Source organism: Oribacterium sp. KHPX15 (assembly GCF_900107835.1).
In the GTDB taxonomy this organism is placed as follows: domain Bacteria; phylum Bacillota; class Clostridia; order Lachnospirales; family Lachnospiraceae; genus Oribacterium.
Genome location: NZ_FNRG01000027.1, coordinates 1 through 16,774 on the forward strand (window position 1 = coordinate 1; position 16,774 = coordinate 16,774).

The 16,774-nt window shown below is 44.5% G+C and carries 11 protein-coding genes; 1 reads left to right on the top strand and 10 read right to left on the bottom strand.

Annotated features, from left to right (window positions below):
* Positions 1-622: 622 nt before the first annotated feature.
* The 10 genes from BLV86_RS13730 to BLV86_RS13770 form a co-directional block, all read right to left on the bottom strand.
* Positions 623-2,578: a hypothetical protein gene (locus tag BLV86_RS13730; protein ID WP_139297929.1), complete on the bottom strand. Its 1,956-nt coding sequence runs from the start codon at positions 2,576-2,578 to the stop codon at positions 623-625.
* A gap of 12 nt (positions 2,579-2,590) precedes the next feature.
* Positions 2,591-4,483 carry an ABC transporter ATP-binding protein gene (locus BLV86_RS13735; RefSeq protein WP_242873318.1) on the bottom strand — a complete coding sequence of 631 codons (1,893 nt, stop codon included), beginning with the start codon at positions 4,481-4,483 and terminating at the stop codon, positions 2,591-2,593.
* Positions 4,484-4,564: 81 nt separating this feature from the next.
* On the bottom strand, positions 4,565-6,283 hold the full coding sequence (locus BLV86_RS13740) for an ABC transporter ATP-binding protein (RefSeq protein WP_090818554.1): 1,719 nt from the start codon (positions 6,281-6,283) through the stop codon (positions 4,565-4,567).
* 101 nt (positions 6,284-6,384) lie between these two features.
* Complete coding sequence (locus BLV86_RS13745; RefSeq protein WP_090818560.1) at positions 6,385-6,909, bottom strand: S-ribosylhomocysteine lyase; 525 nt, start codon at positions 6,907-6,909, stop codon at positions 6,385-6,387.
* Between the two features lie 148 nt (positions 6,910-7,057).
* Positions 7,058-7,729, bottom strand: a complete 672-nt coding sequence (locus tag BLV86_RS13750) for a hypothetical protein (RefSeq protein ID WP_090818563.1) — start codon at positions 7,727-7,729, stop codon at positions 7,058-7,060.
* 510 nt (positions 7,730-8,239) lie between these two features.
* On the bottom strand, positions 8,240-8,431 hold the full coding sequence (locus BLV86_RS17620; protein ID WP_139297930.1) for a hypothetical protein: 192 nt from the start codon (positions 8,429-8,431) through the stop codon (positions 8,240-8,242).
* Complete coding sequence (locus BLV86_RS13755) at positions 8,415-9,269, bottom strand: GGDEF domain-containing protein (RefSeq protein WP_175456565.1); 855 nt, start codon at positions 9,267-9,269, stop codon at positions 8,415-8,417. Before BLV86_RS13755 ends, BLV86_RS17620 begins: the two co-directional genes overlap by 17 nt.
* Before the next feature lie 299 nt (positions 9,270-9,568).
* Positions 9,569-11,740 (bottom strand): methyl-accepting chemotaxis protein, encoded by a 2,172-nt coding sequence (locus tag BLV86_RS13760; protein ID WP_242873319.1) that lies wholly within the window; start codon positions 11,738-11,740, stop codon positions 9,569-9,571.
* A 140-nt stretch (positions 11,741-11,880) separates the two neighbouring features.
* A complete protein-coding gene (locus tag BLV86_RS13765) occupies positions 11,881-13,125 on the bottom strand; it encodes a hypothetical protein (RefSeq protein ID WP_090818569.1) in 1,245 nt (414 codons plus the stop codon).
* A 67-nt stretch (positions 13,126-13,192) separates the two neighbouring features.
* Positions 13,193-14,575, bottom strand: a complete 1,383-nt coding sequence (locus tag BLV86_RS13770) for a zinc ribbon domain-containing protein (protein ID WP_090818572.1) — start codon at positions 14,573-14,575, stop codon at positions 13,193-13,195.
* 286 nt (positions 14,576-14,861) lie between these two features.
* Between BLV86_RS13770 and BLV86_RS13775 the strand changes: the two genes are divergently transcribed.
* Positions 14,862-16,721 (top strand): CASTOR/POLLUX-related putative ion channel, encoded by a 1,860-nt coding sequence (locus BLV86_RS13775; RefSeq protein WP_175456566.1) that lies wholly within the window; start codon positions 14,862-14,864, stop codon positions 16,719-16,721.
* Positions 16,722-16,774: the final 53 nt, after the last annotated feature.

Sequence of the window (16,774 nt, forward strand, 5' to 3'; positions counted from 1 at the left end):
AGTCAATGTAACCTGCCATTCAGGATGACCCAAATGCTGGTAACCGGAATATGGGTCAATGTAATGCCTTGTTCACTGCGAAAATAAGGCATCCCGGCTGAACTGTTACATAAAAACAGGGACAGCTCTCGAAAGAACTGTCCCTGTGTATAAGGACTTCTTAAGCTTATCTCACTAATAATCCTTTACAATATAAATGACCTTATGATAAACTCGCCACCCAGGATGTCACCTTTAACACGTAAGTGTGGTGGACGGTAGGCCTTCCGCTTTGTTCGGAGGTCGAATATTCAAATGTGATATGCCCTCCGGACTGGAACTGTTGTACTGGAGCCTATGCTCTTAGTCTTCACCGAGAAGGAGGTAAATGCAGATGTTGACGATAGAAGGATTAATCGCAGTAATCAGCCTTGCGCTGTCAGCGTTCGGTCTCGGATACGCCATCGGACGCAACAGCAAAAACGCAAAAGAATAGCCGCCCCGGTGTGCGAAACTAAGGCGGCTGTCTCTTTGATAGCTTAATCAGGATTGCCTGCCGTTTAACCGGTGGCATCCTTTTTTATTTATCTTTACGCTTTTATCTTACCATTCTCAGAATGCTCTGTCAAACAAAGCAACTATATTACGAGCAGATCTCATTGATCCAGTCAATCATGGTTCCGGTTGATGTCCCCTCGTTGTTGCCATGCTGCATATCCCATACAAGATGATAATCTACTGTCGCGCCTCTTAACTGTGCTGCCAGAAGGATATTGTAGCCTATAGAGAAGGAAGTATGCTGATCGGCGGTTCCGCTTCTGTCTCTCCAGTAGTGAGCAAAGTTTACGGCATTATGGCCATTATTTGCCAGAAGGATTTCTGTTGCATTAAGGAGATTTGTCTGCTCCTCTATGAGGGCGGATTTATCACTGTTCAGAACCTCATCAATGTAATTATCAACGGCTTCCTGATCAAAACCTTTAAGAACAGAAAGTTCTTCATAGTTATCTGAAAGGATCTGCGCCACGCTCTTGGAGAAATGAACTACCTGATCTGTATCTGTACCGAAGGCATCACCTTCTGCCGACTTATCCATGGTGTCAAATCCCGGAATAGCTTTATTACGCTTGCTGACCAGACCTGTACCGATCATGAAGCCATCGAGATCTGTAACCTGCCATGTTTCATCATCATTTTTCGTCAGCCAGTCCGAATAGTTTTTGTATGCCTCATCAGGATTAATGTCTCCGTTTGTGACTGCAGCATTTAAAGCATCGGAAATATTCTGAAGGATGGCGTCATAGTAGCTTCCTTCACGAAGACTTGTCAGGGTTAAGGCATTACCCTTTGAATCCCTGAGGTTAAGGCCGTTAATGTATTCCACAAATGCTTCGGCCTCAAGTTCCTGAAGCCGCTTCTCAAAATCAGTGATGGAGCCGTTATATACACCACCCTTATCTGCAAGGTTAACCCACCACCAGGCGTAAGCGATATCGGCATTTTCAAGATCTGCGATCGGACAGTAAAGCTGCGCGGCATAAACACTGTCATCGAAGACACTGGAGTAGTTTCCGTCAGCATTCTTTGTGACTCCCAGAACTCCTGCCTCATACATGTACGGATAGTAAACCGCCATATTTCCGGAAGCACCAAGTATTGAACTCATCTGTCCGCCGCCTGAAGTACCGGTGGAGATGATCTTTGTCATATCTCCCGGGATGACGTCGGTGTTTGCCCTAAGCTCGATGAGACCGGACTTAAGGTCCACCATCTGTGTAGGCGATTTTCCGGTAATGTTTCCGTTCTCATCCACCGCATCCCTGCTGCGTCCGCCGGCGGAAACGTAGATCATTCCTTCATCAAGGAAAGACGTATCGGCTGCCTTCGGGGAACTTGAGCGCCAGCCGCCCATTTCATTCAGATATACAACCGGAGCTGTGTCGGCAGTATAGTTTCCTATCTTCGCCTCATGATTAATGCCTGTAACATTACCATCACTATCTGTTTCCATATAGTCTTTGGGAACATAGATTGCCATGGTCTGGTACTCGGTGTTAGTGATGTTTGAGTTAATGTAAACGCCCTGATATACAGTGCCCCGGTTCATCATTGCCATCATGCCACCGCCCTGATTCTGACCGCCACCGCCTTGTCTTTGTCCGGCACCGTCACCTTTTTTATCTCCTCCTGCGAGGTCGATAGACTCCTGATTATTGGCGCCAACATTTATTGCTTTCTGTACTGCTTCGATGGGTTCACCCTTTTCATCGAGGGCTGCAAGGATATAGTAATTTTCATCCTCACTGAGAATCCACTTGTAGACGCCTGCTTCGATACCGGCTGAGTAGTCGAGATATAAAGCCGGATCTATGTTGCTGTTTTCAATGGATGAAACATACTGTGAAGCGTCTGTCATTAAGATGTCGGATTCCTTTTCCTGAGTGTTTTCTGTATTATCGGTGGTGTTGGTATCTTCCAGTGCCATCTCAGGCCGGGTTATTGCTTCTGTGGAAGTTGATTCAGGGACAGATGTTGAATTACATCCTGTTGCTATGACACAGGCGGTCATACTAAGTGCTAATAAACTCTTTGATTTCATAATACTCCTTTCCTATATCTCCTGTCCTGCGAACTGTGTCATATAAAGGTCATAATATCTGCCCTTCTTAGCAAGCAGCTCCTCGTGGTTTCCGCTCTCCACTATCTCACCATGATCCATAACGATGATCTCGTCTGCATCTTGAATAGTGGATAGACGGTGGGCGATAATGAGGCTGGTACGCTGATTCATAAGTTCCGTCATGGCATCCTGAATGCACATTTCGGTTCTGGTGTCGACGGAGGAGGTAGCCTCGTCCAGAATCAGAATGCTGGGCTTCGAGAGGAATGCACGACATATAGTGAGTAGCTGCCTCTGGCCCTGGCTGAGGTTTGCCCCGGAGGATTCCAGCACTGTGTCGTAACCGTCTGTGAGATTTGCGATCAGATCATCACAGTGACTGGAGGCGGCAGCTGCTTCCAGTTCTTCCTGTGTGATGTCCCTGGATGCATAGCAAAGGTTATTGCGAATAGTGTCTGTAAAGAGCACCGTATCCTGCAAAACGATTCCGATGGCATCTCTCAGCTCATCTGTGGAGATATCGTAAATGCTCTTTCCGTCCAGAAGTATCTCACCGGAATCCACGTGGTAAAAGCGCATCAGCAGATTAATGATGGTGGTCTTACCGCTGCCGGTGGAGCCTACCAGCGCAATCTTCTTTCCGGAGCATACCTGTAATGAAAAATTCCTGATAACAGGTTTCCCCGGCACATATGAGAAGTTGACATTTCTAAACTCTATTACGCCCTTAATAGGCTTTACGATCTCTCCACCACTCTTATCTTCTTCCTTCTCGTCCAGTATCCGGAAGATACGTTCTCCGCCGGCAAGGGCTGTCTGGATCTGACCGTAGAGCTGGGCGAGTTCATTAATCGGTCGTGAGAACTGCTTTGCATATATGATAAATGCAGAAATCACACCGATGGAAATGTCTCCGCTCAGGGCAAATCGTGCGCCGAAAACCGCTACCACCACGAAGGAGACATTGCTCAGCATGTTCATGATGGGACCCATGGAACCGCCGATGATCTCGGCTATGATTCCGGTCTTCGTAAGTTCGTCTGCCGTTTCGGAAAATCCCTGAACTTCTGCTGCCTGACGATTATAGGCAGTGACGGTACGGGTGTTGGTCACCATCTCTTCCACTGTGCCGTTAAGCTTTCCCAGAAGCTCCTGGCGTTTCACGAAATATTTCCGCATGTACCTGGTGATGTTTGTCGTAAACACCACTGTAAGCATTACCGTAGAGCAGCTGAGCAACGTCAAAAGCGGGCTGTAGGAAAGCATCATGGCGATGGTGCCGATGAGCATAAGCATTCCTGAAAGCAGGCTACTGAGGGATGAAGAAACAATGTTAGCGATGTTCTCTGCGTCGTTGGTCATGCGGCTCATGATGTCACCGTGGGAGTGGGTGTCAATGTATGCGATCGGCAGGTTTGTGATCTTTCGGAACAAGTCTCCCCGCAGTCTGAATATGACTCTCTGGCTAAGCTTCGCACTGAGAAAACCCTGTAAAAGTGTGCTCAGTCCGTGAATCACATATGCAGCAAGCATGAGTATGAGTATCTTTTTGAGAGACCCAAGCTCGGAACTTTTTATGTGGTCAATGGCTTCGGCCTGAAAGCGTGGAGCCATAACGCCCATGCACACGCCGAGGATGATGGTGACACACAGAAGCATCACGTATTTCCATTCATTTTTAAAATAATTTAACAGGCGCTTTAGGGTACCTTTTCTGTCCTTTGCTTTTTCTAAAGGAGCTCCCAGGTTTCCTCGCATACCCCGACGTCCAAGGGAAGGTTGAGGCGTGTTTGAGACAGATTTCCAATTCCCGGGTCTGCTCTGTGTTGAACTCATCGAAAGAATTCCTAAGGATTCAGGTCTTACATTCATTTGTTGACTCATTATTTTTCCTCCGAGATCAAGCACGACTTAGATATATATGAGCTCGTATCTGATCCGCTAATAAAGTTTGGATGTGTATTTTCAAACTTTTGCATCTCCCTTCCGAAGTTGGGAATCATAGATTTCGCGGTAAACGTCACAGTTTTCCATAAGCTCGTTATGGCTGCCAATGCCTACGATTCGACCCTTGTCCATAACCGCAATACGATCCGCACGCATAACAGTTGCAATGCGCTGGGCAATGATGATCCTAGTTAATTTCTCATAACCCTCGTCCAAAGCTTTAAATAATCTGGCTTCGGTACCCAGATCCAGGGCGCTGGTGGAGTCATCCAATATAAGGATCTCCGCCGGCTTCAGGAGTGCGCGGGAAATTGCGATGCGCTGCTTCTGCCCGCCTGAAAGGCTCATACCGGCCTCGGCTACGGTGGTATCATATTTATCAGGCTGATGTAAAATGAATTCATCGGCCTGAGCTGCCCGGGCAGCGAAAATCATCTCCTCTTCACTCGCCTCGGGATTACCGATCATGATGTTCTTTCGTATGGTGCCTGTAAACAGCTCGCTTTTCTGAAGCACGAAGGAGATACGGTCTCTTAATTCGTGAAGAGTAAAATGCTTCACATCCTCTCCATCCACCAGTACACTTCCCTCCGTAACATCATAAAAACGCGCAATAAGAGAAACCAGAGTACTTTTACCGCTGCCGGTGGCGCCGATAACCGCCAGGGTCTGACCCGGGGCCACGGTGAAACTGATGTCTTTTAATACCTCATGATGGTGACCGGGGTAATTGAAGGAAACATTTTTAAACTCGATGCTGCCGCCGCGTTTTTCTATATCTTTTGCGTCACCGTCCCGAATAACAGGTACGGAGGCAAGCACCTCCTTAAGACGCTTTGCGGAGGCAAGACCCAGTGTGATGGTCTGAAAGATCATCGCCATCATCATCATTCCACTCAGAATCTGACTTAGATAGGTAATGGCCGCCATCAGGCTTCCTATTTCCATCCTGCTTGCCGCAACCTCCATACCTCCGATATAGATGATGGCTACAGTGGCTGCATTTAAAACAATGTTCATGACCGGCCGCATCCAGCTGATCAGGATCTGTACTTCAAATCGGGTGTTGACCAAATCAAGATTACTCTTATCGAACTTTTCTATTTCACTCTGTTCCTGTACGAAGGCTTTCACTACACGCTCGCTGGCAATATTTTCACCGATGACAGAGTTCACGCGATCAAGCCGGGTCTGTAAATGCGTAAACATTGGACCGCTCTTCCACACTACAAAGGCGATTTCTGCCAATATGATGGGAATGGTAAACATTAAAACGCGGCTGAAGGCCACGTTGAGAGTAAGCAGGAATGAGCTGCCGGCAAAGAAAAACATCATGCATCGTACAGCGCCGCGGATGAGCTGGGAAACCATAGTCTGCACCTGGGTTACGTCCGAGGTTGTTCGGGTGATCAGGCTTCCTGTGGTGAAGTCGTCGATCTGCTCAAATGAAAAATTCATGATGCGGTCGAACAGTGCTTTACGAAGATCATTTCCGAAGTGCTGTGAGCAAATGTTAACGAACACTCCCGAAAGGATGCCGCAGCAGCCACCCAGAAATACTATAAAAATCATTCGTATGCCAACGCTCCATACCAGATCTGTATTTCCTTTGAGTATACCGTTATCCACGATTTGAGCCATCATCCTGGGCTGTATCAGATCGATCAGCACCTCGCACACCATAAACAGCGAGCCTATAAGACCGATCCACAAATGTTTTTTCAGAAACTTGAGCAAAGTGTTCTCCACCTTTCGATTAGTTTAAGATTTGAGAAATCCCTCAGACTAAAGCAAAGTGCATTAGCTTGAGGGATACTTGAAGCATAAATATTATTCTTTTATGAATCAAAGAACTGACGACCGTCATCGGTTACCAGTCTCTCTGTTTTCGGATACTCGAAAATTGCCTGATTGTTTTTGTTTTCCTCAAGATAATCCGCAAACTTTTCTGCATGCCACTTTGCAAGCCAGAGATTGTGCATGAGGTAGTTTCCGCAGTTCTCTTCATTGGAACCGGGAACACTGTCTGCATCAGCCACAGATCTGAAGGCTCTGAGAAGAAGATCATGAATCTCCTTAGGAGCTCGGTTTCCCTTTAAGATAAGATAAAAACCGGTGAGGCATCCCATGGGTCCCCAATAGATCACTTCATCCTTCCAGTCAGGATCGTTTCTGAGATATGTTGCGATAATATGCTCAAGGGTATGCATTGCAGCCACATCTACCGGGGGCTCCCGATTTGGCTTTGTAACTCTGATATCGTAAGTAGTTACCTTTTCGTTACCCACCACATCTACTCTGCTTACGAATATGCCGGGAATGATCAGTGTATGATCAACTGAAAAACTTGGTATTAAATCCATTATATTAGTCTCCTATTGAAATATTCATTTTGCTATAGGCATTTTAGCATAGGAATCTGTTGATATAAATGTGCTTTTATTATTCTTGTCTGATATGTATTGAGATTATAAATTAAGATAACATAATATCATCGTTATAGACGGTATCTCAGTCCTTCTGCTCCAGCACTTTACTTCTTTCATCAACCTTCAGGGTGTTACGAAGAAGTGTTGTATTCTTCCAGATATCGTCTTCCGACATGCCGGAAATCTCCTTGGCTGCCAATTGCTTTGCTTCTTCCTGATTCTTGGCCTTTACAACGATTCTTCCATACAATTCACAAACAAAAGGAACCTTATACTCTTTATAAAGGGTCTGCTTCTCTGCTTTGTATGCCATATCGCCAAAGATCTTGGCATTGGTATTAAAGGTCTTCTTTGAAACACTTGAAGGCAGGAAAAGGATTACGTTGGTAGAAGGCTCACCCTTTTCGGAAGCCGGTCCAAGGTCATAAGCAAGAATTACGGAAGCTTTAGCAGGAGTCTTCTTTTCTTCCAGTGTTTTGGCTACTCTTTTTGCCATGTCGAGGTCTCTGGTCTGTGAAGAACGGTTGTATTCTGCAACAAGCGCTATACCGTATTCTCCTTTATATTGTGCAAGGCAGCATCTTAAGCCATCCTTGTTTTCTTCCCAAAGCTCCGAATACACGCTCTGCAGATCTTTAGGAAGCTCATCATAACTCAGATCTTTGCCATCTTTTTCAAACTGTCCATGGCTGTCAGACCAATAAACGAAGTTATTAAGAAAATCCTCTTCCATTTCCTTGATGTAGTAAATCATGGTGTTTTCTCCTTTTAAAAATCAGCTCCATTCCCGGAAAATTGTTCTGACTGCGAGAATGGTTTTATCACGTTCATTAAACATTAGTGAAAAGTATTTTTCTCACCCATGTATGTATGAAATGATTTTACCACAAAAGGTGCGGAACTTGCATCATGGAATCTAACTATTCATATTGATAAAAAATGAAAACTGCCATCAGATTATTGAATCTGTTGGCATTCTGCACTTGAAAAATAACCCATATCAGAAAATACCTGTATTGCAGTCAAGAAAATTATGATGATGAAATGGTCCATATCAGAAAATACCCGTATTGTAGTCAAGAAAATCATAATGATGAAATGGTCCATATCAGATAATACCTGTATTGCAGTCAAGAAAATCATGTTCATGTAATGACCCATATCAGAGAATATCAAATTTGAAGTCATTCAACCAAAAAAAGAGCCATCAGCTCAGTGTTACTCAGAGCCGACGGCTAATGGAATGTCAGTCAATTGGACACCATTAATTCCTGATCCTGTTTATATGGACAGCGAGATAAAGCTTCTCCTGCCCTGTCATGGTTTTTCCGGTTTCCTTGTAGATGTAGTCCTGTACGGCATCCACGCAGGCGAATTCCGACTGGCAGGCTGCGGCGATGTTTTCATACAGAAGGCTTTGCCGCTGTGTAAGCAAGGAGTTAGCGATTTGAATCAAAGAACTCTTTTTTTGATTTTAAGTGGTATTCAAAATTGCTTTCATCCACTACCCGGTTTTTACTACCATACTTACCTGCATACAGCTTTTCATCGGCATCTCTTATAACTTCATCTATGTTCGGCTTTCTTTCTGAAGAATGTGCGAGACCGAAGGTCATTGTGACTTTAAGCTCCGTTCCTTCATAGACAAAAGGATGATCCTCTATGGTCTGCCGTAAATCATTCAGAAATGCAAACCGGTCCGGAAGGGTCTCTGACTGCTCTTCTACAAATATAAATTCCTCACCACCCCAGCGACAGCATTGTACTCCTTTTGAAGATAAAATTTCTCCAACTGTTTTCAGGATATAGTCACCGCAATTATGTCCGAAGCTATCGTTTATCTTTTTGAAATCATCTATATCTGCGATGGCGATCCAAAACGGCCTGTTATTGTTTTTCAGTGTTTCAAATTTTTGTGAAAGAAAATATCTGTTGGGTAATCCTGTAAGATGATCGTGGGAAAGCTGATATTCAAGCTTTAACTGGGAAGAATCAGCTATGATGACCATTAGCTGCAGGATGAAAATACTTACCACAAAAACTATGAATCCCCACAGGAGCGACAGCCTTAATTCGGCTATCTTTGGTAGAGCATAGGGTGCGGGGTGATAATTCAGATACACACAGGATCCAAGATATAAAAACATTCCGGCTATGCTCAGGGGAAGTACGGGAAAAACCTTTAGTTTTAGTGTACGTCCGGTATATTCCGCATAAAAAGCAAGGACATTCATGCCGATCAGGGTGACCTGAAATCCGCTTTCCCAGCCTGTAAGAATCACAGCCAGGGTCATATGTACCGCAACCTCCGTATACACTGCGAAGGTATAAAAAGGAAGCCAGCCTTTATGTACAATGAAAAGCATTGACAAATAAAATAATATGCTGAATATATTGAACCTTGCCATAGGGACGACGTTGCATTGTAAAAATACATTGAACATCAAAATATGTATAAGTAAAAAACATATCGCCATCCCAGAGGCCAGGATTTTTGCTTTTTTCATATTCAGAAACATAAAAACCGCCCCCATAACTTATCAAAATCCGTGTTTGAAACTTTATAGGATCAAACACGGATCTTGACAGAAACTTAATTCTTCAACCGGAACTTTGATACAAGATCATCCAGTCTTTCTGCCTGAGTTGAAAGCTCCTGGCTGGCTGCCGCACTTTGTTCTGCAGTAGCTGAGTTTGTCTGTACAACAGAGGAGATCTGATCGATTCCGTCGGTTACCTGCTGTATGCCGGCACTCTGCTGCTCTGATGCTTCAGAGATCTTGCTTACCAGCTCATCGATTCTTGTAAAGCTGTCGGATACCTTGTTAAGGGCAATTGCAGTTTCATCAGTGATTCCTGCACCCTTACGAACAGCCTCAATGGTATCTTCGATAAGCTTCGCTGTACTGCTTGCTGCATCCTGGGATTTCTTCGCAAGATTTCCTACTTCGTCAGCTACAACTGCAAAGCCCTTACCTGCAGTGCCTGCTCTTGCTGCTTCGATGGCTGCATTAAGAGCGAGGATATTGGTCTGGAAGGCAATGTCATCGATGGTCTTGATGATCTTACTGATCTCATTTGCCTTCTCGGTGATCTCATTCATGGATTCAGACATCTCACTCATCTTGTTGTTAGATGTACGGACTGCTTCATTTGAACCCTGACTGATAGCTGCAGCCTCTTTCGTAAGCTCCGTAGTACTGAGTACCTTCTTGGAAATTTCAGTCATGGTCTTTGAAAGATCCTCAACAGAAGAAGCCTGCTCTGTAGAGCCCTGTGCCAATGCCTGAGAACCGGAAGCAACCTGCTCAGCTTCACCTGAAACCTGATTTGCAGATTCTCTTATCTCCCGCATGGTTACAGAAAGCTCTGTACTTATGCTGTTCACTGCATCCTTAAGAGGTGCATAAGCTCCGACATAAAGCTCTCTGTGACGATTGCTGTCTGTGTTGAAATTTCCATCGGCAAGCTCTGTGAGATTCTCGGAGAGATCTCCTATGATATTTCTGAGTCTTTCTATAAACTGATGTATTGAATTTGCCAGAACTCCGATCTCATCATTACCGTTATAAGATACATCAACGTCAAAGTCACCTGCCGCAACCTTCTGAGCTGCTTCACCGATACGATTAAGAGGTGCCAGAGTCCTGGTCAGAAGAGCTACTACAACAAAGCTGAGCACTGCTAATGCTATTACCGCGAAAATAACCACGAAGAAGAAAATCTCGTAATTCGGAGCATAATAATCATTCTGCTGAAGTGCACACTGTGTCCACCAGTATCCGTTTCCTACTACGATCGGTGAGAAGTAACGGATTACCTTACCGTTTTTCTGTGAAGTACTTGTGATCTTAAATCTCTCATGGGTCTTTTCGCCTGCTGTGAAATCTGCAAAGCACTTATCTCCGATGACATCCTTGAAGCTGGTACCAATGATGGCCAGGTTACTGCTGAGAAGGAAATCACCCTCTCCGCTGAATACGTTATAGATCATATTGTTGAAAGGAGGGTGAGCGTCAACAATGATACCGAAGGATTGTGTATCGAGAGTGATGACAACAGCTCCCTTGAAGCTTCCACCGGAAACGATGGGATAATAAAGGGTAACGACCTTCAGTTCATTCAGCTCGTAAGCAGATGAATAACCATTTGCAAGAGATGACTTTGCGTTGGCATAATAATCTGCACCTGAATAGCTGGCGTAATCAAGGTTTTCCACTACTCCCTTTGCATTGTCTTCTTTTGAGATATAGGGCGCAAACTGATTTGCATCTTTGGAAAATGCACCCGGCTCCATAAGAAGACCTGCACCAACTATATTGTCGTAGGTTGAAACTGCATGAATCAGGTTGTTCAGTACAACGGTTTCAGCCGCATATCTGGAACCGCTGATCTTCTCTCCCGTCACACGGCTTATAAAGTTTCCTGTGGTGGGCTGAGGCTGATCATTTACTGCCCCCTCCACTGTCCAGGATGCCTTGATTCCGGAGTCATTATCTTCAGATTCGTACATACGTTTAATAACAGTCTGGATGTTCTCGTCGATATCATCGGAAACATTCAGAAGTGCCTGGACTTTTGATGCAGCATTGTCTGCCATTGCATACATGGTCTTGTCTGTGGCAGTAAGCATTTTACCTCCGACAAAAACAATGATGCACACAGTCATGACTGCAAAAACTCCTAAAAGAACTGCTGCAACGATCACAGCCAGTCTTTTACTGATACTGCCTTTGGTTTGTTTTGTCATCTTCCTGAAACTCATTGTGGTCCTCCTCACTCATTTATAAAATCCCTTTTGAAGATTAAACATACATATGGTGAGTGTTATATCGGCATTATCACCTGAAAAATAACGGGTATCCAAAAAAGATACCCGTTATTTTTGATAAAACAGTATTTTTTTCATTCAATGAGCGGGGTCCAGTAGTGATGGCCGTCATAATCCGTCAGCCGGTATGCCACGCTGGTGACAGTTCCCTCCTCGAGGGCAATGTTGGCGATCAGTGGTTTTTCTCCTACTTCAAATCCTTCGCCCAGGAAATAGTTGTCGATAAAGTCACCTTCATATGAATAAACATCACAGATGGGCTCAATGAGATCTCCCTCGTTTAAAAGCTCCAGTCCGCTGCACATTTCTTCTGTGGACAGGTCTCCTCCGGGACTGTCAGGAAGAGGTTTAACTCCGAGGATTTTTCCGTCAGGATTCGTGTTATCAAACTGCAGGACGATATTTGCGTGCTGACCATTTACAAAAGCAGGAATATATCCCCGGGACTGGTATTTGCTTCCTTCGTGCCAGCCGTCCAACTGATAGAAGGCGACAACATGCTTATCGAGAGACAGCCAGGTGTCGTCGAACTCACCTATGAGGTTAAGGTCATCGTCAAAATCATACAGATTGTCGAGACCAAGGTCTATGAATGCACTTCCGGTATCTACAAATACGTTAAGCTTTACATATTCAACCGCATCCCATTCATCGTCTGTAAGGATCAACACCCTCTGGCCTTTTTTGTTTTTAGACCACACAAGGTGAGATGGATCAATGGCTTTTCCTTCAGGATCAGCATAACCCTGAGAGTTTTGTCCCGAAGAAGTGCCTCCTGCTGCTGAAGAAAGAGCTGATCCTGCGGCAAGACCCGGTATTATACCCTGGCCTCCGGATATAGGAAGCAGATTTCCGTCCTGATAGGAGTTGGTCAACAGTGATTTTGCTGACTGGTCTGCATCTACTTTACTGCTGCCGGAGATCAATCCTGCTCTTCCGTTGTTGTTTTCTCCCGAACCGCCGGTTATACCCTGGACAGCATCCTGTATGGCACCGATACCTGTATCGATACCATCCTTTACACTTCCGTCCTCCACCTTTGTGGCTGCTGTATGAAGTACTGTAGAAATAAGCTGGGATCCACCATTATATATCATTGCAATGATGATAATGACTATAAAGATAAATCCCGGTACGCAGCCGCATCCACTGCAGCCGTTACCACCTCCGCCTCTGTCACCAAGTCCGGGTCTTCCATTATAACCTCCGGAATTTCCTACCGGTCCTCCAAGTCCCAGACCACTGCCTCTGGTGGATACCCGGCTTGATCCGCTTGTTGTATTTCTTTGACGGCTTCCGCCTCCTCCTGTTCTATCCATATGTTTCCTCCCATATTTTATTGTCTGCCTGAGCCACCGGTTATCCACCGTGGAAGGTTTTGTAAGCTTACTTCAAGGTGCATGTTTCTGTGATGCCAGCCTCTGAAACCACAAGTACATTACCGTTATCCATAACTGACATAAGCGCTTTTAATCCTGAGTTTTCTTCAGCAAGATATACTCCGTGGCCAAGGGGTGTAAGGTCATAAACCTGAGGGGTGCCTCCAAATTGTGTATAGGTATATGATGCAGTTCCGTACCTGCCATCTTTTGTGATTGCAACCTTCCATGTTTTGACATAGCCCTCATATGTACCGGTCATGGGCTCAGGATCTTCATTTCGTTGTTTAACGCTCTGATCCCAGGCACCGTCTGAACCGCACCAGTACCCATCTGCACTATAGTTGTCTTTAATTATGGAACCATCAGGTCCTGTGTAATAATATTTACCATTATCCTCTACCCAGACATTCGCGACATAGTCACCTATAGAATTCATGTACATGATTGTGCCGTCCTGAAGTATGTCTCGTTTTCCCTTTTTTGCAAAAGTGGACGGAAGAAACTCTTCATCATTACTGCTCGTGTTTTGACTGCTGTCTGAATTATCATCACTTTGGGTTCCGGACGTTTCTTTTGCCTTACGTTCGGTCATATCGGTATCTTTTGAGTCATTGTCAAGGGCAGCGGCCTGCTCTCGTGCAGATTTACCTTTTGAAGCTTTTGAAGCTTTTGAACCTTTTGAAGTCCGGGTGTCTGAATCATTCTGAGAGGATGACCGGTCAAAACCTGAGGTGGTTTCTTCCGCTATGCTCTCCTCTTTATTTTGTCCGCCTTTGATTTTACCCAAAACAAGGAATGCGCTGATTGCAGCAATAGCAACTAAAGCAACAGCAGCTATTATTGCTCCCTTTGGGAGGCCGGTTTTTTTTGGATTTCCCGGGGCAGGAGCATATCCCCGGTTCTGTACATCGTTCGGAGAATAATATTGGCCGGGCTGTTGACCGGGATTATTATAACCCTGGTTCTGGGCATAATTTGAGTTAAAACCATTAAAGGAACCGGGCTGTTGAGGACCCGGAGCAGAGCCGGGATAACCCTGGTTCTGAAAGTTTCCGGGGTTGAAATTATTATATGACCCGGGTTGCTGTTGTCCCGGAGCAGAGCCGGGATAACCCTGATTCTGAATGTTACCCTGGTTATAACTATAGAATGCGTCGGGATTCTGCGAACCGGGCACAGGTGAACGGTAATTCTGTTCACTGTATTGAGACTCATTTCCAAATGAACCTATATTTCCCGACTGTTGATTATGGTCAAAGTTCTGCCCTGTATCCTGCGCTGACTGTGGCGGTACTTCCGACATGGGAAGTATCTTTGCACCACATTCCTCGCAAAATTTTGCTCCTTCAGCCAACTTCGCGCCACAGTTTTCACAAAACCTGTTCATAATACTGTCCTCCCAACTTTTTTGAAAAATCTATCTTTATTTTATAATAAATCGGATATAGTATTCAATAACCATCCTGTATAACAGATGTAAAAAAAGAACCTTGCCATAATAAAGAGGCAAGACTCTCAAACACTTACTGAAACCGGGTACGTGGTTATGTTTGATGAAAAAAGATCTTTTCAATCAAATTTGACCATGTATTCAGGGTAAAGGTATAATGATAACAAGTGACATATATTCGGACGGAACAAAAATACTGGATGAAAATCGGAAAGGTATCTATATGGAAAAGAAAAATGAGACAAGGAAAATCCAACGATCATATACTCTTCGTGAACGATTTGATTACTGGTTTGACAATCGTGTTTCCAAGGGTTCTCTCGGCTTTATCCACTTTTTGATAGTTGCGTGTGTTGTTTGTGCGGTCCTCATTGCCGGACTGATCATTTTATTTGGATTCAACGAAGAAGGTGAAGTTGCATCAGTATTCTGGGACAGTTTCGCCACAGTAATCAATGCCTGGATGCCTTCTTTTGAAGACGGGAGCCCCGGATATCTTGTAATGATGTCGATCATTGCTATCCTTGGAGTGCTTTTCACCAGTGTACTGATTGGTATCGTCACTAGTGCCATTGAGGAAAAGATAGATAATCTGAAACGTGGAAACTCTCTCGTTCTTGAAACAGATCACATCGTGCTTCTGGGTTTCACTCCGGGCGAATGCACTCTGCTTAATCAGCTGATTCTTGCTTCTGACGGAAAACCCGGATGTATAGTGGTTGCGGAAGATTTAGAGCGTGAAGAAATGGAACAGAGTATCCTGGAAAATCTTGATGTCCCCAAAAACTTCAGAATCGTTTGCCGGACAGTTGATATTACAGACCCGGCTTCCATTGAAAAGTGCTCAGTTGAAACATGCCGGACCGTGATAGTAAATCCAACGGATGATTTAAAGACAATTAAGGCAGTTCTTGCTGTTTCGGCCTTGCTGGAGGAAAAGGGTGTTCCTGAGATACGCGTAAATGCCATTGTTTCCAGGAATGAATATCGATTCCCTCCATCTCTTGTTGAAACAAACAATATCACAACTCTGCAATCCAATGATATTCTGGCCAAATTGATCGCACATTCCTGCACCCAGAACGGACTTTCTAAAACATTCCGGGAACTGTTCAATTTTGAAGGCTCAGAGTTCTTTCTGGTCAGCATGGCCGGGATTGAAGGGAAGACTTTTGAAGAACTGATGGTCCGGATGGATAATGCTACTCCCATAGGCATTATGCGGGAAGGAACAATATCGTTGAACCCACCCGGTGAATGTCTGCTGCTTGAAAGCGACAAGATACTTATATTTGCTGAGAATCCTGATACAGCTAAGCTGCTCTCCTCTCAGGAAACGACATTGTTTGATCAGGAACTGAATATCGTTGATGATGAAACTGAAACCGATACAGTGATTTTTGGTCATAATGAGACCTTGCCTGTAATTCTGCATGAACTGCCTGAAAACATTTCCCATGTCCATCTGGTTGGACAGCAAACCAGTGAGGAAGAACGTGAGGAACTGGAGAATGTTGCTGCTGAGAGGGATCTGGAGTTAAAGTATATTACCGAAAACATCCAGTCAGAAACGGCTCTTCTGAAGATTGCAAAAATTGCTGAGCATATAGTAATACTCAACAATCATGATTTGGATTCGGATGAAGCAGATATGGAAACGATTTTTCTCCTGTTGAACCTCAGGGATATCAGAAAGCGCTATAACCTCTCTTTCAATATCACAGTTGAAATGCAGAGTGAACGTAACCAGAAACTGGTTGGCAGCGGTGATAATACGGATTTCCTTGTATCCTCAAGTATGTCTTCATTATTCCTTGCACAGTTGGCAGAAAGTCCGGAACTGATCGGAGCTTTCAGGGAAATTCTGTCTAACAAAGGCAATGAAGTATATTTGAAAAATGCAGGCTTACTTAATCTTACCGGTAAGCATACCATCAGAGAACTTCGTCAGATCCTGCTTAAACAGAGATATATTCTGTTAGGATATCTCGATAGTCAGAAAAACAGCAGTTTCAACTTTCCATTACAGGAAGAGCTGGATTTGATAAGTACAGACAGTCTGATTGTACTTGGAGAGAATTGATATCCTTTACACTACAGTTTATTTAACCCGGTACCATGAACTGGTACCGGGTA